We start from the raw sequence: 19,432 nt of genomic DNA, 5'->3' as shown, positions 1-19,432 counted from the left end.
CTCTTGTTGCAAGTACATGCTGCTTTAGAGCGTTTTCACTTGCAATTATTCTCCTACAATTATTCTCCTACAATTATTCTCCTGCAATTATTCTGCTGATTCGTATTCGTGAACTTCATTGGAATTGTCTCTCAAGATGCTGTAACCTTCCTTATTCAACGCTTCCGTAATCCGCTGAATGTGTTCTTCTCCGTTAGTTTCTACGGTCACTCGTAATTCCACTTCATGGAAGCGATCCAGGTTTTTAAACTGGTTATGTTCCAACTTGATAACATTCGCATTTTGTTCCGCTAAGATGCGGGATACATTCACCAGCTGCCCCGGTTTATCCGGTAAGTTTACGGAGAATGTAAAGATACGGCCGCGAACGATAAGTCCTTTCGTTATCATGGAGGCGATGGTCAATACGTCGATATTGCCGCCGCTTAGAATGGAAACTACTTTCTTGCCTTTTTCCTTGAGCTTTTTAAGCCCTGCTACGGAAAGGAGACCCGCATTTTCTCCGACGATTTTATGTTTCTCAGCCACCATCAGGAATGCTTCCATTAATTCGTAATCGGAAACGGTTACGATTTCATCCACATACTCTTCAATGTACTTAAGTGCCACATCGCCGATTTGTTTTACCGCCGCCCCGTCTGCTATGGTGCTTACGCTGTCAAGCATAACCGGATGATGTGCCTTAAGCGCCGCCAGCGCACTGGCCGCTCCGCTCGGTTCCACCCCTACAATCTTAATGGATGGATTTTTCAACTTTGCCGCCGCTGCAACGCCTGCAATAAGGCCGCCACCGCCAACCGGCACTAGCAAAATATCCGCATCAGGCAACTCTTCCAGGATTTCTAAAGCTATGGTTCCCTGTCCTTCAATAACATCTTCGTCATTGAAAGGATGAACGAATACGTAATTATTGGCTTCTTGAAGCTCAACCGCTTTTTGATACGCCTCATCATAAACCTCACCGGCCAGTACTACCTCTGCGCCATACTGTTTGGTCGCTTCTACCTTGATTAATGGGCTTGGTTTCGGCATTACGATAACTGCTTTTGTCCCTAATCGCTGCGCCGCCAGTGCTACACCTTGTGCGTGATTGCCGGCCGATGAAGCGATAACTCCATGACTTTTTTCCTCTTTGGAAAGCTTGGCGATCTTGTTGTATGCGCCACGCAATTTGAAGGAACCTGTACGCTGTAAGTTTTCCGGCTTAATGTATACGTCATTGCCGCTTTCTTTGGAAAATACAGAGCTGTGAATCAACTTCGTCTTCACTGCCACCGTGCCTAAGCGCTCTCTCGCTTCGATAAAATCATATAAACTTAACATGTACTTGTCCTTTCTCTCTTTTTAGTAACTCGGCACTCTACTTCCGAGTCACTGTTCTCAATTTATACAGCAGTGCTCACCACTGCTTTAAGTTCTCTCTCATTAGTAGCCTTGCTCTCTCACCTTCAAGACTACTTTTATATAATTGTTCTTCTCTCTCTTTTTATCTCATTCGGTTCTCATATATTTCAACAGTGCATTTCCCGTTTTGCACTGATAGTTCGATTGACGTTTTACATTCAATCTTCGTAAATTTCAATAGCCCCCTGTGCAGCGGAGGATACGTGTGCGGCGTATTTTTTAAGGTAGCCTGTAACTTGTGGTTTATATGGTTTCAAGGCTGCTTTGCGTCGTTCAATTTCTTCATCGCTCAGTCGCACTGACAAGTGGCGATTTGGAATGTCGATGTCGATTATATCGCCTTCTTCAACGACTGCGATGGTACCGCCGGATGCCGCTTCCGGTGAAACGTGTCCGATGGAGGCGCCCCGGGTGGCTCCGGAGAATCGGCCGTCTGTAATAAGTGCCACATCTTTGCCCAGGCCCATACCGGTAATCGTTGATGTTGGTGTCAACATTTCACGCATGCCCGGTCCGCCTTTTGGACCTTCGTAGCGAATCACCACTACGTCGCCGGCTACAATCTTACCGCCCAGGATAGCTTCGACTGCATCCTCTTCGTTATTAAACACTCGAGCCGGTCCGCTGTGAACCAGCATTTCCGGATCAACCGCTCCCGCTTTAACAACCGATCCGTCAGGTGCTAAATTTCCTTTCAAGACTGCGATGCCGCCGGTCGCATATACCGGGTCTTCCCACGGATGAACCACTGTGTCATCCAAGACTTTGGCGGCTCGTGCGATTTCGCCTTGTGTAACCAGTGCCACTGTCGGTACATCTTCATGGAGTCGTCCATGTGTTACCAACCGATTCAGCACCGCTGAGATACCGCCTGCACCGTACAGGTCTTCAATAAAATGTGTACCTGACGGTGAAAGTTTGGCCAGCTGCGGCGTTGTTTCCGCCAAGGCGTTGAAGTCGTCCAAAGTAAGTTCTACGCCCGCTTCGTGAGCAACCGCCGGTAGATGAAGCGCCGTATTGGAGGAACCGCCAAGCGCCATATCTACAGCCACTGCATTTTCAAAGGCCTCTCGCGTCATTACCTGACGCGGTCTCAAGTCTGCTTTTAACACCTCCATAACCTGCATGCCTGCTCGTTTTGCCAGCCGCATGCGTTCCGAGTACACCGCCGGAATTGTGCCGTTCCCCGGAAGGGCCATCCCCAGCGCTTCGGTGAGACAGTTCATTGTGTTCGCCGTGTACATGCCTGAGCAGGAACCGCAGGTCGGGCACGCTACATTTTCCACTTCCGCCAATTCTTCTTCGGTCATGAGCCCCGCTTCCACTTTGCCGACCGCTTCGAACACATCGCTGAGTCCGATTTTTTTGCCCTTGTAAGTACCGGCCAACATGGCGCCGCCACTAACGAAAACGGATGGTAGATTTAATCTTGCCGCCGCCATCAACATGCCCGGTACGATTTTATCGCAATTCGGAATGAAGACCATCGCATCAAACGGTGTGGCCATGGCTGTCGCTTCAATGGAATCCGCTACGATCTGCCGTGTCACCAGCGAGTACTTCATGCCGATGTGATTCATCGCTGTACCATCGCAAATGCCAATCGTATTGAACTCCATCGGAATACCGCCCGCTTCTCGCACACCGTCTTTTACGGCTTGCACCAGGTTTCGCAAGTGCATGTGTCCGGGAATGATTTCATTGAATGAATTGGCAATCCCGATTAACGGTTTGTGCATTTCCTCATTTACAAAGCCTAAGGCTTTTAGCAACGATCTGTGCGGTGCTCTTGTAACACCTTCCGATACTTGATCACTACGTTTCATTTCTTCTCTCTCCTTTTCCGTGCGGTGCATTCCGTTTCCTTCTCATGTCTCTCATCATGAGTTTTTATTGCGTTTAACGTATGTACCGTTCATCTATACCTTGTTCTCTCTACTCTTTTTTTCAGGTTTTAATGTCTTTACCCTCTTTACTCTTCGCTCTCTTTTTTCTCAAAATCTTAATAAAAAAAGACGATTCCGTGGAATCGTCTTAAAAGTCTGTATAACAATATGAGGATGTGTTTAAAAAATCGTATGTAGTTACTCCTTATACTCCCTGTTTTTTAATTAACTTGCCAGCCAACGCGTTGCGTCGGGAGTATGAGGAAATGATTTTTTAAAACCTTCAAGACGAAGCCTGTTAAGTTTTGTTCATTTCTAATGACGATAATAATGTCAATAATCACTAGCAAGCTAATAATGAGTAAACCAAACGCTAACATGACTTCTTCTCCTTTCCTCTACTGATACAACGACTAAATGCTCATTTGCAACAAACTATTTTCACTTATCAGTGGACTTCCACTGCAAGTGTATTCATGTCCATTATATTAGCACCATCCAAATAAAAGTGCAATACTTTTTTTATAAATTTTTAAAAAATATCAAAATTGAATAAAAAACCGGGAGAAAATACTCCCGGTTTTTCTTAATGTTGCGATTCAATTCTAACGGAACTACGCCACTTACGTCACACTATATGCCTAGCCAAAAATCTGACTAAGCACGTTAACTGACGTTTATTTCATACTTTCTTCGATTTCAACATTGCCGAGCTGCAACTCTTCACGATGTGCTTTAGCCAACACGCTGTGTTTACGGCTGTAGAACACATAGATTAAAGCGCCCAAAATACTCCAGCTTATGAAGAGCTCGATAGTATGAGCGGACAACTGCGAGAATACAAAGCCACAGAACAAGATGGCTAATGGGGCCACGATGTATACGGCCGGACAACGGAAATCGCGTTTCACATCCGGATATACACGGCGCAATACCATAACGCCCAAGGAAGCGCACATGAATGCGAAGAGTGTTCCGGCGGAACACATTTCAGCCACAATATGAATTGGCGTGAAACCCGCAATCAAGGACACTACGACGCCCACAATCATGGTGATGATGTGCGGCGTATGATATTTTTTGTGAATTTTACAGAGTCCTTTCGGAATCAGCCCGTCACGACTCATAGCGTAAAACGCACGGGTCTGCGCATAAATCATGACCAGCAATACAGTGGACAAACCGCATAGTGCACCGGTGCCCACAATAGCGGATCCTGCACGGGAGCCGATATATTCCAACACATACGTGGCCGGAGCCGCCGTGTCAAGTTGCGGATACGGTACAACCCCGGTCATAACCGCGCTCACCGCAATGTATAAAATGGTGCAAATAATCAAGGACGCCATAATGCCCACCGGCATATCCACCTTCGGATTCTTCGTCTCTTCCGCCGCCGTTGCCAGCGCATCTACACCTAAGTATGCGAAAAATAAAATGCCTGTCCCTGCAGCCACGCCTTGCCAGCCGAACGGCAGGAATGGCTCCCAATTAATTGGGTCTACATGAGGGCCTGCTAAAAATATGAACAGGAAAATGGTGGCGATTTTAATAAGTACCAACACGCGATTCACTTTCGCACTTTCCCGAATGCCCAGAACCAACAAAAAAGTGGCAAACAATACGATCAACATGGCCGGTAAGTTTACGATGCCCCCGTCATGAGGTACAGCGGTCAACGACTTCGGTAAATCAATACCGCCGGCATGTAATATGCCCACCAAGTAAGCGGACCATCCACCGGCTACCGCACTGGCCCCTACAGAATACTCCAGTACCAATCCCCAGCCGACCCACCAGCCGAAGAACTCGCCCAGTGAAGCGTATGTATAGGTGTACGCACTGCCCGATACAGGCAAGATAGATACGAGCTCCGCATAAGCGAGGCACACAAAGGCGCAAGTTATGGCGGCCAATACAAACGACAACATAAGTCCCGGGCCTGCATACGTGGCGGCCCCGATACCTGTTAAAACAAAAATACCCGTACCGATAATTACGCCCAGGCCCAACAGGGTTACATCAAAGGCGCTCAGTGCACGGGTCAACTTTTTCTCCTCAGCCACAGCCGTCAAATCGGCCAATGGCTTTCTACGAAACCAAGTCACAATATTCCTCCTATGCTACATTAACTACCTTCCCTATTATACACAGAACCGGGCGTTAGGACTAGAAAAAAAAGACAGTAACTTCAATTTCATGTAAGGCGGCTCTCTCTTTCCACCTCATCATTCGTGAAGTTACTGTCTTATGATTTTTAATTTTACATCTGTGACTTATTCCCTGATATGCGGTTAATCCTAATTTCGGGGAAAACTCGCATATCTGTAAAGTCTGACTTACGGCGAACTCTTACGCTTCTTTAGGCACAGCCGCTTTTTTAACAACAGCTTTGTGAACTAAACCGATTACAAAGCCTACAACGGCAAATGGCGCCCAGCCCATGCCCACTACGTGGAATGGTACATATGTCGCAAAAGCCTGACCGAAAGAGCCTAAGCTGATACCGGCTGTTTCAGCACCACTTACAAAAGCGGCGATTAAAGTCAAACCGATGCTCCATGCGTAAACGCATTGACGGCCGTCAAAGAAACGATCCAAGAATGCTAACGCGATGATTACGATAGTCAATGGGTATAAGAACATCAATACCGGAATGGTGGAAACAATGATTGTTTTCAAACCGAACATGCCGATAAAGAAGGATACGACTGAGAAAAGTACGGCATATGCTTTGTAGCTTAAGCCGGAGTACACTCTGTGGAAGTATGTTGCACAGGATGTTACGAGGCCGATACTTGTAGTTAAGCAGGCCAATAAAACGATGATGGCCAAGATGATGGCACCTACGTTACCGATAAGGATTTGCGCACTACCTGCCAATACAGGAGCCCCTGTATCAAGCATGCCTAAACGGCTAACGCTGGTAGCGCCCAAGTTGGCGATGAAGACATACACAAAGCCTAAGCAGGCAACGGCGATGATGCCGGCTTTAAATGTAGCTGCAGTTACTTGTTCTTTGGAGCTGGCCCCGGATAAAGTAACGAATTGAACTACCAAGATAGCGAATACAAGAGAAGCCAACGCATCCAATGTGTTGTAACCGTCAAGGAAACCTTGAAGTACAGCAACACCCGGTGTAGCGTACGCTTCAGTTGGAGGCATGTAATCGCCCATTGGCGTTACAAGGGATTTGACAATCAAGATACAGATTGTCAACAACAGTAACGGTGTTAACACTTTACCGATGCGGTCAACCAGTTTGGCCGGTGTAATTGCCAACCATAAAGTAACTGCAAAGAAAACAACGAGGAAAATGCCCTGCGCCATTTCGCTACCGCCGCCGGATAAGAATGGGCGAACAGCAATTTCATAAGATACAGTGCCTGTACGAGGAATTGCGAAGGCAGGTCCGATTGATAAATAAAGAAGTACCGTATAAATAAATCCGTAAACAGGATGTACACGACTTGCAAGAGCCTGCACATCTTTCGAGCCGGAGTAGCCCATTGCCATAACCCCCAGTAATGGCAAACCTACACCGGTAATGATGAAGCCGAAGATAGCCCACCATACATTTTCGCCGGCCTGTTGCCCTAAGGCTGCCGGGAAGATCAGGTTACCCGCTCCGAAGAACAGTGCGAATAACATGAGGCCTATAGCTATATAGGCGCGGTTGTTCAAATTTGCTTGATTGTCCATAGAAATCTCTCCTTTTTCATAATTTGGACTTTATTATACAACAGTTTTAGAGGATGGACAAATGTATTTTTTCAGTGTCCTTGCAAAAAGTTAACAAAAATGAAAAAAGTCGCTCCTGTTTTTGAGCGGCTTTTTTCTTGATGTAACCTGTGTTGGTGCTGTTTCTCAGACTGCTTGAAACAGTGTCATTTTTATCAAAAAAATTTTTTAAAAATATTTTTTTAGCACTATTTTTGCCATCTTTTATAAAGTCATTTTGACGTGGATATTTTCTATCCGTTTGTAAGTCATTCATGGGCATTTTTGTCCGCAGTCACTTAGGACGGCCCCATGCCATCACATGACTTCAATATTAACTTTCACGTCATAAAATGTGCTGCCATCGGCTTTGTCGGTGGAGCGACTTGCCGTAAGCACATTGATACCCACTTTTTTGTCTGACGAATAGCGCTGGCTCCACACACCATACGTTACTACAGTGCCTTTCGCCGCCCGCTTGTCGAAGAAAAGCGGAATTTCTACACGCCCTCGTTTGTTAGACAAGTATACGGTCTGACCATCTTTTACTTTGGACGCCACAGGATCCTCCGGATGTACATAGGCCGCCATCAAAGGTTTTTGGGAACCTTTTACAGTAAAGTCGCGTTCATTGAACGACGAATCTAAGATTCGAGGATCCGGTGCATTGATGAGCCAGTACGCCGCATCATCACCGTGCGGTTCCGTATATGTAGACAATGGCTCTTCTTCCGTGTCATTCAATATTTCAATTTTTCCGGATGGCGTTTTAAAGTCCATTTTATAATTGTCCGGCAAGCGCATTTCCACCGGTTCGCCAGCCAAAATGCGCGCCTTTTCATCGTCCGTCAGCGTGGCAGACGCATCCAATGTATCTAGAATCAGGTCATACGAACTCTTGTCAAAGAACTCGTCCTCTATGCCCATAGCTTTGGCAATGGTGCGAATGGTGTCCCAATTCGAACGACTTTCGCCGACCGGTTCAATGGCTTTGAGGCCTACACCGATAGAGTAATGGCCATACGAATTGTAAATGTCATCATGTTCCAGCGACGTGGTCGCAGGCAGCACAATATCAGCATATTTCGCCGTATCGGTCATAAACCGTTCATGGACAACAGTAAATAAATCGTCCCGCATCAAACCGCTGCGCACAACATTCTGGTCCGGCAGCGTAATGGCCGGATTGGACGAGTAAATATAGAGACACTTAATCGGTTTTTCCGTGTCATGCAGGGCCGGGCCCAATTTTATCATAGGGATAAGACGTGCCGGATTGTCTGTATGAGCGGACCACGCCATAATCTGTTTGCCCACAAAGGCGCTGCCCGATGTACTGCTCAAAAATCCGCCGCCCCGTTTTGCATAAGCACCAACAACGGCAGGCAAGCAAAGAACGGTTCGCACCGTCATCGCCCCATTTCCATAGCGGGACAGACCACTGCCCAAGCGGATAAATGGCGCTTTCGCATGACCGTATGCGGCCGCCAGTTCTTCCAGACGCGCTTCACTAACGCCCGTAAGTTCACTCACATAAGCCGGCGTATATCGAGGCAAAATCTGCTCTTTCAATTCATCATAGCCCTGCACATATTGATTGATAAAGTCGCGGTCAACCAGTCCGTCCCGTTCCAATATATGCAGCATACCAAGCGCTAAAGCGCCGTCACTGCCGGGTTTTGTAATCACCACTTCATCACCGATGTCGCAAGTGGTGCTCTCGTAAATGTCGATTACCCACACTTTGGCGCCACGCGCACGAGCCTTTTTCACATCGTGCATAATATGAATATTCGTGTTAATGGCGTTAAGGCTCCACAAAATAACCAGGTCACTGTCCGCCATTTCCTGCGAACGGGTACCGAATGTTTTCCCCATCACCACTTGCCAGCCGTGGCGTTTCGCCGGGGAGCAAATCCCCCGGTCCTGACGCGTTGCACCGAGCCGTGCAAAGAGCGGATCGCCGGCGGCACTCTGAATAAGCCCCATTGTTCCTGCATAGGAATAGGGCATAATGCTTTCACCGCCATAAGTTTCGATGGCTTCTTTGAAACGAGCCGCAATTTCACGAGCCGCCTCGTCCCACGAAATGGGCGCAAATTGGCCGCTTCCTTTCGGACCTATCCGCTTTAACGGCGTAGTGAGACGGTCCGGCGAATGCACCGTATGCTCATAATGAACCATTTTCGGGCACAATGTTCCTCGTGTATAGGTGTGATTCGGATTACCGCTCACACCGAGAACTTCATTGCCTTTTACCTTCACAATGAGACCGCACGCATCGGGACAGTCATAAGGACAGACGGAATTTTGCAGACGAATCCCATCCATAGCTAATCGACCGTTATTCGTAGCCCTTTGATTACTGTAGTCAGAATTTGTCATCGCTTTCTTCACATCCGTTTCCTGATTCATAATCACTTTATTAATAAAAAATGCGCACAGATTAATAGCTTCCTTTGTAATCCCCTGCTGCCGGTGGCATGTAGTCGCCGAAGTAGTCGCTGAATTTCAAGCCTACCGATTCACAGAGATTGTACATTTCAAGCATCGTCATGTCGATAACAGGAATGCCGTGTTCCTGACGATGTTTATAGGCTTCCACTTCTTTTTCACCATGGGTGTAAATACGTGTCTGACCTTCCGCTTTAGGGCTGTTGCGAAGTTCTTCAAGCAATGTGGACATATGAGCTTTCATAGCTGCTGCATCGCCAAAGAAAGCCGGATTAATCGCCATAAAACCATGACAGGTATTGGCTTTGCCGCCTTCGCCTAAATGATTAGATGTAGCGCCACAAGACAGGATGGACGCGAACAATTCCGCTACCATGCCATTACCGTAGCCTTTATGAGAGCCCAATTCTTCCGTACTGCCGCCTAAAGGCATAATGCCGCCACCCAAGCCATGAGTAATGTTATGCAATACTAATTGCGCATCATCAGTTGGATGACCATTGGCATCAACGGCCCAGCCATTCGGAATTTTCTTGCCTAATTTATTGTAGATTTCTAATTTGCCGCGCGTAACTACTGTAGTGGACACGTCAAAGAGGAAATTGTATGGTTCTGCCGGTGCGGCCCAAGCTTGCGGATTCGATCCTAACATAGCTTTACGACCGAATGTCGGTACCATCAATGATTCTGAGTTTGTAGAGGAGAACCCGATAAGGCCTTCTTCAACAGCCATATTGGCATAGTAGCCGGCAATGCCGTAGTGATTGGAGTTGCGAGCCGTTACGAGACCGACGCCCATTTTCTTAGCCTTTTCAATAGCCAGTTTCATGGCAAAATGACCGGTCAATTGGCCCATGCCGTGATGACCGTCCACAACGGCGGTTACCGGAGTATCAAATACCACTTCCGGTTTAACACCCACTTCAATTTTTCCGCACTGAATATGTTTTTGGTAACGCACTAAACGTTGCACCCCGTGACTGTCAATGCCGTACATATCGGCCATAAGCAATACGTCACGAATAATCGCCGCCTCTTCTTCAGAAAATCCAAACTTCTTAAATGCATCCATGCATAAGCGATTTAATTGGTCATACGTACAAATAACTGTGTGTTCCATAACAAGGCCTCCTTAGTGGCTCTTTACCAAATACTACTGCTCTACTGTCTTCGTGTTCTCATTTAATCTCCAATGTTCCCCCATTTCTTGAAAGATGCCGATGCGGGCTTATTATCCGATGAGTTATCGGATTTTTTATTCGAAACAGTAACCGTTGATCCTGCATTGCCGGAATCCGTACCGGTAGAAGTGGATGTTACAGAAGTTCCATTCTGTGTATCCTTGGCTGATACGTTCTTATCGTTAGATGTTGTCTTAGTATCTGCCTTTTTATCTTTGGACGTAGTTTTGCTGTCCGCCTTCTTATCCTTTGCGGATTCAGTCTGTTTCTGTCCGCTCATAGCATTATTTATAGCGCTGCTTACCTCTTGCGCTACCGCACTGCTGCCGGCCGTAACAACCGGCGTATTTCCCATATATACCACACTGCCGTCAACAGTGGTAGGCACTTCTTTTTTATCATGGAAAATACGTGCTAATTTACCGGCCATAAAGAACGCCCGTTCTTCACCGGTAAATTGCTGCCAAGGTTCGCCTTTATACACCGGCTTGTTGTTGATGTAAACGTAATCTTCTTTTACGGATACTTTTTTACCGGAGTAATCATAGATGCGCTGTAAGTTTTCATTGATGCGATTGGAGCTTTTCGGATGGTCGTTCGGATTAATAATCTGCGCCAATCCTTCTTGATAGAGTTCGCCATATTTTTCACGAATCGTGTACATAGACATAGGGGCGCCGCCCAAATTGTAAGGGCTGTCCGCTAAAATAGCGAAGCCCAATTCATCGGCGTTCTTTTCCTGTGACACGGAGAACACTTGCTTCGTCAAATACTGGCCTGCAATATTGCCCAGTAAAATGCTGGCCGTTCCGGCATCAGCCGTAGCGGCACCGACGGCCACCTGCACGCCCAGTTGTTTCTTCAACCCGCGCACGCCGTCCTTGTTTTCACCGTGAGCAATTTCATGGCCCATAATGTAGGCGAGCTCATCATCAGTCATTAAATCCATGGTACCCTTATTGACCGACATAACGCGGCCGATTGCCATAAAGGCATTGATATCATTATCAGGATTTACATAGACTACATAGGAGCGCTTTACTTTTGGCGATTGAGTGAGCGTATCTAAAATATGCTGCACCCGTTCCTGGTAAGCCGGATTGTCATAAACGCCGGTCAGCTCTTTATACTTCTTCAAGCTTTCCATCTGTCCTTCCGGGGTATCATCCATCTTGGATACCATCTGGTGAACTTCCGCCATGCCGATTGCACCGCCCAGCAAAATCTCTAATGCCGATGCGGCCTGCACCTGGGAAACTTGCGCGCCGGCGCCGAATGTCAACATCGCTCCGGCCAGCATAATACTCAGTCGCTTACGCCATACGTTCATAGTTTTACACTCCCTTACCCTTAATTATTTCACACACACTCGTAAATTACTTTAGGTTCTATAATAAATTATCTTTAGGAATAGAAAGATTTTTTATGCTGTCTCAATAGACAGATATTCTTTTTATAAATAAGCCGAATTATACACTTTATGTGATATGTAAACGACTATAGGCTAACTGCTTTTACATTCCTTCATCAGGTCGCGATGTAGTATTGCGGAATCGTGTAAGCGCTCCATCAAAGAGAAGTTTAATATTATCCAGTGCACCGTTACGGTGTTTACTGATAATAACTTCCGTAATATCCTGAGCGTTTTCGTCTTTGGTGTAATACTTATCGCGATACAGGAACGCTACAATATCCGCATCCTGCTCCAACGAACCGGATTCACGAAGGTCACTGAGGAGCGGGCGCTTATCTTGACGCATTTCCACCGCACGGCTGAGCTGTGACAAAGCGATTAACGGCACATTGAATTCACGGGCCATTATTTTAAGATTTCGAGAAATCTCTGAAATTTCCTGCTGACGATTTTCAGCATTCGAGTTTTTACCGCTCCGGCCCTTCATCAACTGAATATAGTCAATGATGATTAAATCAAGACCGTGATCCACTTTCAGGCGGCGCAAGCGGGATCGCATATCCTGTGGGGTCATATCCGCCGTATCGTCAATGTACAGGCGGGCACTCCCCATGAGTTCCGCCGCTTTGGCCACACGGTTCCAGTCGTCCGCATCCAACTGTGCACGACGTAATTTTTCAGAACTAACCTGCGCAACGGAGGACAGAATACGACTTACCAGCTGCGCCTTGGACATTTCCAAAGAGAAAAAGGCTACCGACAACTTGGATTCTAACGCCACATTCGTTGCAATATTCAAAGTGAACGCCGTTTTACCCATGGCCGGACGGGCCGCCACCAAGATAAGGTCTGACGGTTGCAGGCCATTCGTAAGTTTATCCAAGTCAATAAAGCCTGTCGGCACACCGCTCAAGCTGTCGCTGTACTGCGCCAATTCGCCGACGCGGTTAACTACTTCTTCCACGATGTTACCGATGGAGGAAAAGCCTGTGTTTGCTTTAATCTGTCCACTTACCCCCAACACGAGTTGTTCCGCCTTATTTACAATTTCTTCCGCTGAATCGTTCGCTTCATAGCTCATGCCTACGATTTGATCACCTGCCGAAATGAGACGGCGCAGCTGTGCTTTCTCCGCTACAATGCGGGCATGTTCCTCCACATTGTAAACGCTGAGTGAGTCGGTTAAGGACGTAATGTACGCAACACCGCCCACTTCATCCAGTTTGTTCATGCGCGTCAATTCATCAGTCAGCAAAATCAAGTCAGCACGTTTATTGGCGTAAATGATATTTTGCAGGGCGCCGAAAATTATACGGTTCGCATCGCGGTAGAAATCCTGTTCCGCCACAATGCTGCTAATGCTGTCATACACATTTTCCCCCGTTAACAGGGCCCCTAAAACAGCTCGTTCCGCATCCAGACTATGGGGCGGAATACGTGCTTCTGCCATATATGTCACTCCTTTTTAAAGAAGGCACCCAATCAGATTGGGTGCCTTAAGCGTATCCTTATTCTTAACCTTCTACTACTTCAACTTTGATTGTTGTCGTAATTTCAGGATGTACACGAATCACCACATCATGTACGCCTAAAGTTTTAATAGGATCTTTCAATTCAATTTTCTTCTTATCCACATCTACGTTGAACTGTTTTGCCAACGCATCGGAGATGTCTTTACCAGTAACGGAACCGAATACACGGCCGCCTTCACCCATTTTTACAGGAATGCGTACTTGCACTTTTGCCAACTGACTGGCCAAAATTTTAGCTTCGTCATTGTCCACCTGTTTCTTGTGAGCTTGAGAAGCCTGTTTTTGTTTCGCATTGTTAAGGTTGGCAGGAGTACCTTCCAAAGCCTGACCTTTTTTAATCAACACGTTACGGCCGTAGCCTTCGCTGACTTCTATAATTTCGCCGCGTTTACCTACTTTTTTCACGTCTTCCAATAAAATTACTTTCATTCTGACTTCTCCTCCTCTTTCATGGCAGCGACTTGTTGGCGGGCCACTCGTTTCACGGCCTCAACTGCCTCTTCCATGGTCATATCATATAATTGGGCGCCTGCCACTGTACGATGTCCGCCGCCGCCAAGCGCTTCCATAATAAGCTGTACGTTAATTGCTCCCTGAGAACGGGCACTTACACCGATGCCGCCGTCAGCCAGGCTGTAAAGCACAAAGCCTGCCCCAATGCCTTCAATGGTCGTAAGTTTATCTGCCGTCTGCGCCGATATGATGGACGCATTCTGAATTCCTTCCGGACAGAAGGAAATGGCCAAGCCGTCAAAACGTTCCGCATCAGCCAGCATTTTAGCCCGCAACTGTACGCTGTCAAAGCTTTCCATAAACAGATGCCGCACAATCGACAAATCCGCACCGGAACGGCGCAAGAACGATGCGGCATCAAATGTTCTCGACCCCGTCTGAACGACGAAGTTCTTCGTATCTACCACGATACCGGCGTAAAGCGCACTGGCTTCCACCACGTTCAATGCGATAGGATCCGCAAAGTATTGAATCAACTCCGTTACCAACTCACTGGTTGACGAAGAAGCCGGTTCCAAATATGTAAGCAACGGCTTTTCAATAAAGTCGGACGCTCTGCGGTGATGGTCGATAACGACGCGTCGTTTCGACAACTGCAACGCTCTCGGCGCCGCCACCATATCCGGTCTGTGCACGTCCACCACGAATACCAACGTGGAATCGGTCACAAAATCTTCCGCCGCCTGCGGTGTAATCAAGAGACTTTCAAAGCCCGGTTCCGTTGGGAACAAATCGGACAATTTCTTAATCGCCACGGTCTGATCGCTTACAGCCACGTGTACCGGTTTACCGGCCGCGCGGGCCATAGCTGCCACGCCGATAGCACCACCGATGCTGTCATAATCTTCTCGTTCATGACCCATAACAATAACGGAATCCGCATCATCCATCAATTCCTTGATGGCCTGCGCCACTACGCGGGCACGAACACGAGTATTCTTTTCGGCCCCTTGTGTTTTGCCGCCGAAGAATTTCAAATCTTTACCAATGTACACACTGGCCTGGTCCCCGCCACGCCCTAAAGATAATTCCAGAGCGGAGCGCGCCCGTTCGGACTGCTCTTTAATGGACGGTTCGCCTACGGCAATACCGATACTGATCGTAGCCGGTATGCGTCGGCTCGTAGGCAGGTTATGTACCTTCGATAACAATGGGAAATTATGATTAATCATATCCATGAGGGACTCTTTGGATACACAGAAAATATACGAATCTTCCGTATAGTTTCGCACAAAGCCGTCGTACTGGTCGATTTCCTCTACGATGGCATTGTTAATGTCCGCCCACAGGTTGGTGTATTCCACATCACTGAGACCTTTAGTCACTTCTTCAATGTTATCCATCATGAGGAAGCCGAAGGCCGGTGCCATCGCTTCCGCCTCATGGCGAAGCTGTTCCGACTCGGTAATATCGTCAAAATAGAAGGCCATATACGATTCAGGGGCGCCGTCCCGTTTTTCCCAAGGACTCGGCGCATCGCCTTCAATAAATTTGTAAATTATGCGGTATGTACGGTTTTCAATCTGCTCAATAAAGAAGCCCGATTTACCCCATAATTTATCTAGTCGCAAACTCGGAATAAATGAGTTAAGACGTTGTGTCTTATCTAAATCCTGCGGCATCCAATCGCGAAATACGCTATTGTACCAGCAAAGTCTCGCCTTGCTGTCAATAATCACGATGGCGGTCGGCAAGTTTTGAATCGCAAAATTCGTAGCCTGCGTAATCCCTTTTGCAATCGTATCAAATTGCTCCGTCAGCTTTCGCTGCTCTTTGCACAGTGAACGGGCCGCAATTAAGTAAGCCACCACTGCAAACAGGAGGCTGAACAGAGCCATAATCCAATTTAACCAACAAATGACTAATAATAAAACTCCGACGATAATTAAGGCTGTCGTCTGCAGAGTTCCATAATAGCCTTTATTCGCATTCATACATTCGCTCCTTATCCCCGTTTAGTCCTCACTTTGGCGCTTCGAGAATCGGCGGCGGAGATTCATAAGTAAATCAAGAAGCCCCACACCGATTACAGCATAGCCCATCATCAGACTAACACAAATAATCAGCATTCGAAGAGTTTTTCCATAATTGTAACTCTTTAAAATATACCACAAACAGCTAATGCCCTGTGCCAATAACATGTAAATCCCCAGGGTAAAGAAGTTTGTCGCCACAAAGTTAAGCCATGGCCAAGGGTATATATTCACCCAATATTGTAAAATCAGGCCCAATAAGAACAAGTACACGGACCATTTCGGCATTGTCCATTCCGATACGCCCGGTAACCGGCGCGGCATACCGCCGCCACGGCTGATAATAATATTGGACAGCCAACAGATTACATAGTTAAGTGCAACGATACCGGCAAATGTGGCCGCCACAATCATATATGTAAACTGTTCCATTGCCTGTCTGGCAATGGTGAGCTGACTTTGTACCTGCTCTTCCAGAAGACCCTGATTACGATAACTTTCTTCAATCGTATTCATAGCATTGTTCAGTTCCTGATTCCACAGTGTCATGAGATCCACATTGAGAACCTTGAAGCTGAGCCACGTTTCAATAGGAAACATCACCATAAATACTAACGTTGGAATCGTCAGTAATTTGCTTACAGACCAACCTTTTTCATATCCATAGGCCAACACCAACGCAGGCAGCCCTACGGACAACACCTGAATCAATGATTGTAGCGGCGAAATAAAAAAGGCCATTACAATGGCCGAAGTAACTACAGCCAACACACTCCAACGAATTCCATGCCGCGTGGCCAAAACGACCAACACTACCGGCACCATCAAGGTAACCAACATATATAAGAACGGCACAGATTGCCCGATTAAGGTAAACACCATAATAAGAGCCGTTAAAAAGCCGGTTTCCACCACAGCTCTCGTATTAGTTTGATTCATAATCACACTCCTACAAAACAGGGGCCTTAGTCCCCCTTGTTTATGCAAATAGACGTATGACAATAGAGTCATACGTCTATATTATACACCAAACGAATATATATAATCTACATGTGAGAAAAATCATCTTATATCATCGGTTTATTCAAACTCCGTGACTAATCAGATCTATCAAATACATGCAGCCATGTATTCACTTGTGAAATTAACAATTTTCTTATACATCCTGAATGATTGGAAGAATCATTGGACGACGGCGTGTTTTTTCGTAAAGGAATTTACCCAATGTGTCACGCACCTGCGATTTAATGGTTGCCCAATCTTTCATCTGAGACGCTTCACATTTTTCAATTACGTTTTCCACACGATGTTGCGCTTCGTTCATCAAATCTTCCGCATCACGTACATACACGAAACCGCGGGATACGATGTCAGGGCCGGATACAATTTGGCCGCTCGCACGGTCCATGGCCATAACCACGATAACCATACCTTCCTGCGCCAACTGCTGGCGGTCGCGAATAACGATATTGCCTACATCGCCAACGCCAAGGCCGTCAACAAAGACTTTGCCTGCCGTTACATGACCGGCTTTGCGACCTGTACGGCTGGTAAATTCGAAGATCTGTCCGTTGTCGCCAACGAGTACATGGTTAGGTTTTACCAAGCCCATGGACACAGCCAATTCACCGTGTTTTTTAAGCATACGGTATTCGCCGTGAACAGGAATGAAGAACTTAGGGCGAACCAGGTTAAGCATAGTTTTCAAATCTTCCTGACTGCCGTGACCGGATACGTGAATACCGCGATCGCGACCGTAAATTACATTCGCACCTAAGCGCAATAAGTTGTCGATTGTACGACCAACAGCGCCTTCATTGCCCGGAATTGGGGTAGCGGAAATAATAACTGTATCATTAGGGGTGATTTCGATGGTGCGATGATTGTTCGTCGCCATACGGGATAAGCCCGCCATCGGTTCGCCCTGACTGCCTGTTGTTAAAATCATGATTTCATCATCGCGGTAACGACCCATTTCGTCCACATCGATGAAAGTACCTTCCGGCACTGTTAAATAGCCGCGTTCCTGAGCGATTTCAGAAACGTTGACCATGCTGCGGCCCAATACGATAACTTTACGTTTGAACGCAACAGCCGCATCACAAGCCTGTTGTAAACGGGATACGTTAGACGCGAAAGTAGCCAATACAACACGGCCGCGTGCTTCACCTACGGCACGAAGTAAAGCAGGTCCTACCGTGCTTTCAGATGGTGTGAAACCAGGTTTTTCTACGTTTGTAGAGTCGGACATGAGCGCCAATACGCCGCGGTTGCCCAATTCAGCGAATTTATGAACATCCATCAACTTGCCGTCAACCGGAGTTTGGTCCACTTTGAAGTCACCGGTGTGAACTACGATGCCCACAGGTGTTTCAAAGTAAACGGCACATGCATCAGGAATAGAGTGGTTCGTCTGAATGAAACCAACTTTGAAAGCACCGATGCGAATTTCATCGCCGGCCTGCACTACATTAAGTTTTTTCGCACTTACGCGGTTTTCGCGCAATTTGCCTTCAATGAGACCGCATACCAAGTTAGTTGCGTATACAGGCACATCGATTTCTTTTAAAAGATACGCCAAAGAACCGATATGGTCTTCGTGACCGTGAGTAATAACTACGGCGCGCACTTTATCTTTGTTTTCAATTAAATAGCTCATGTCAGGAATGACAATGTCTACGCCGAGCATGTCATTTTCAGGGAAGGCCAAGCCTGCATCCAATACGATAATATCATCGCCATATTGGAATACAGTCATGTTTTTACCGATTTCACCAAGACCGCCCAATGGAATAATCATAAGCTTGTCTTTTTTGTGACCGCCGTTTTTACTCAATTCGGCTTCGTCGGTTATTACTTCAAACTTAGGCTGGTTCATGCGTTCTGAAGAACGGCCTTTACCACCATTGCGATTGCCCTTATGCTCGCCTTTTTTAGGAGATGCACTGTGATGAGCTCCTTCTGTTTTAGCGGCAGCGGCATTTTTACCTTTACCGGAACGGCCGGCTTTAGCACCTTCACCGTCTTTAGGGGCATTGCCTTTTGCATTATTGCGTGTATTGCGGCGCGTTGTCTTATGTCCTTCGCCATTTCCTTCCGCCCGTTTCATCGTACGACGTGGACGGCTTTTGCCTTCAGCGGAAGCACCGGCTTCTTTTACAGCCCCTTCATTGCCATTCATTGTTGCTCCGTCTGCTTTAGCGGTAGCAGCGACTTCGCTGCCAATTAACTTTTCCAATTGATCTATCATGTTAAATCTAAATCCTCCTATGTAATACTAATGCTGAATACATCTTCTTTTAAATAAATCTTCATCTAAATTAATTTCACAAAAAATCATCTAAATAAATCTTCA

Annotated in this window: 14 protein-coding genes; all 14 read right to left on the bottom strand. The window is 46.7% G+C overall.

Annotated features, from left to right (window positions below; all coding sequences use genetic code 11):
- Positions 1–87 precede the first annotated feature (87 nt).
- Positions 88–1,323, bottom strand: coding sequence for a threonine ammonia-lyase (gene ilvA / locus KHZ77_RS03745; protein WP_295195865.1), 1,236 nt, complete (start codon positions 1,321–1,323; stop codon positions 88–90).
- A gap of 239 nt (positions 1,324–1,562) precedes the next feature.
- Positions 1,563–3,230 (bottom strand): dihydroxy-acid dehydratase, encoded by a 1,668-nt coding sequence (ilvD, locus tag KHZ77_RS03740; protein ID WP_295195864.1) that lies wholly within the window; start codon positions 3,228–3,230, stop codon positions 1,563–1,565.
- A gap of 281 nt (positions 3,231–3,511) precedes the next feature.
- Positions 3,512–3,670, bottom strand: coding sequence for a hypothetical protein (locus KHZ77_RS03735; RefSeq protein WP_295195862.1), 159 nt, complete (start codon positions 3,668–3,670; stop codon positions 3,512–3,514).
- Between the two features lie 297 nt (positions 3,671–3,967).
- Positions 3,968–5,398 (bottom strand): amino acid permease, encoded by a 1,431-nt coding sequence (locus tag KHZ77_RS03730; protein WP_295195860.1) that lies wholly within the window; start codon positions 5,396–5,398, stop codon positions 3,968–3,970.
- 244 nt (positions 5,399–5,642) lie between these two features.
- Positions 5,643–6,992 carry a branched-chain amino acid transport system II carrier protein gene (brnQ, locus tag KHZ77_RS03725; RefSeq protein ID WP_295195858.1) on the bottom strand — a complete coding sequence of 450 codons (1,350 nt, stop codon included), beginning with the start codon at positions 6,990–6,992 and terminating at the stop codon, positions 5,643–5,645.
- Positions 6,993–7,038: 46 nt separating this feature from the next.
- Positions 7,039–7,293, bottom strand: coding sequence for a hypothetical protein (locus KHZ77_RS03720; protein WP_295195856.1), 255 nt, complete (start codon positions 7,291–7,293; stop codon positions 7,039–7,041).
- A 35-nt stretch (positions 7,294–7,328) separates the two neighbouring features.
- Positions 7,329–9,332 carry a molybdopterin-dependent oxidoreductase gene (locus KHZ77_RS03715; RefSeq protein WP_295196302.1) on the bottom strand — a complete coding sequence of 668 codons (2,004 nt, stop codon included), beginning with the start codon at positions 9,330–9,332 and terminating at the stop codon, positions 7,329–7,331.
- A 124-nt stretch (positions 9,333–9,456) separates the two neighbouring features.
- Positions 9,457–10,584 carry an Ldh family oxidoreductase gene (locus KHZ77_RS03710; protein WP_295195854.1) on the bottom strand — a complete coding sequence of 376 codons (1,128 nt, stop codon included), beginning with the start codon at positions 10,582–10,584 and terminating at the stop codon, positions 9,457–9,459.
- 62 nt (positions 10,585–10,646) lie between these two features.
- Positions 10,647–11,975: a M48 family metallopeptidase gene (locus KHZ77_RS03705; RefSeq protein ID WP_295195852.1), complete on the bottom strand. Its 1,329-nt coding sequence runs from the start codon at positions 11,973–11,975 to the stop codon at positions 10,647–10,649.
- 184 nt (positions 11,976–12,159) lie between these two features.
- Complete coding sequence (dnaB, locus tag KHZ77_RS03700) at positions 12,160–13,509, bottom strand: replicative DNA helicase (protein WP_295195850.1); 1,350 nt, start codon at positions 13,507–13,509, stop codon at positions 12,160–12,162.
- A gap of 64 nt (positions 13,510–13,573) precedes the next feature.
- Complete coding sequence (gene rplI / locus KHZ77_RS03695) at positions 13,574–14,020, bottom strand: 50S ribosomal protein L9 (protein WP_295195848.1); 447 nt, start codon at positions 14,018–14,020, stop codon at positions 13,574–13,576.
- Positions 14,017–16,038, bottom strand: coding sequence for a DHH family phosphoesterase (locus KHZ77_RS03690; protein ID WP_295195846.1), 2,022 nt, complete (start codon positions 16,036–16,038; stop codon positions 14,017–14,019). Before KHZ77_RS03690 ends, rplI begins: the two co-directional genes overlap by 4 nt.
- A gap of 21 nt (positions 16,039–16,059) precedes the next feature.
- Positions 16,060–17,016, bottom strand: coding sequence for a DUF2232 domain-containing protein (locus KHZ77_RS03685; RefSeq protein WP_295195844.1), 957 nt, complete (start codon positions 17,014–17,016; stop codon positions 16,060–16,062).
- Positions 17,017–17,233: 217 nt separating this feature from the next.
- Positions 17,234–19,327: a ribonuclease J gene (locus KHZ77_RS03680; protein ID WP_295195842.1), complete on the bottom strand. Its 2,094-nt coding sequence runs from the start codon at positions 19,325–19,327 to the stop codon at positions 17,234–17,236.
- Between the last annotated feature and the right edge of the window lie 105 nt (positions 19,328–19,432).

The sequence above is a fragment of the Veillonella sp. genome, from assembly GCF_018364065.1.
Lineage (GTDB): Bacteria > Bacillota > Negativicutes > Veillonellales > Veillonellaceae > Veillonella_A.
This window is presented reverse-complemented; position numbering and strand designations above follow the sequence as displayed.

Coding starts and splice junctions, on each gene's coding strand:
- ilvA (WP_295195865.1), bottom strand. CDS start 1,323: ATGTTAAGTTTATATGATTTTATCGAAGCGAGAGAGCGCTTAGGCACG.
- ilvD (WP_295195864.1), bottom strand. CDS start 3,230: ATGAAACGTAGTGATCAAGTATCGGAAGGTGTTACAAGAGCACCGCAC.
- KHZ77_RS03735 (WP_295195862.1), bottom strand. CDS start 3,670: ATGTTAGCGTTTGGTTTACTCATTATTAGCTTGCTAGTGATTATTGAC.
- brnQ (WP_295195858.1), bottom strand. CDS start 6,992: ATGGACAATCAAGCAAATTTGAACAACCGCGCCTATATAGCTATAGGC.
- KHZ77_RS03720 (WP_295195856.1), bottom strand. CDS start 7,293: ATGCCCATGAATGACTTACAAACGGATAGAAAATATCCACGTCAAAAT.
- KHZ77_RS03710 (WP_295195854.1), bottom strand. CDS start 10,584: ATGGAACACACAGTTATTTGTACGTATGACCAATTAAATCGCTTATGC.
- KHZ77_RS03705 (WP_295195852.1), bottom strand. CDS start 11,975: ATGAACGTATGGCGTAAGCGACTGAGTATTATGCTGGCCGGAGCGATG.
- dnaB (WP_295195850.1), bottom strand. CDS start 13,509: ATGGCAGAAGCACGTATTCCGCCCCATAGTCTGGATGCGGAACGAGCT.
- rplI (WP_295195848.1), bottom strand. CDS start 14,020: ATGAAAGTAATTTTATTGGAAGACGTGAAAAAAGTAGGTAAACGCGGC.
- KHZ77_RS03690 (WP_295195846.1), bottom strand. CDS start 16,038: ATGAATGCGAATAAAGGCTATTATGGAACTCTGCAGACGACAGCCTTA.
- KHZ77_RS03685 (WP_295195844.1), bottom strand. CDS start 17,016: ATGAATCAAACTAATACGAGAGCTGTGGTGGAAACCGGCTTTTTAACG.
- KHZ77_RS03680 (WP_295195842.1), bottom strand. CDS start 19,327: ATGATAGATCAATTGGAAAAGTTAATTGGCAGCGAAGTCGCTGCTACC.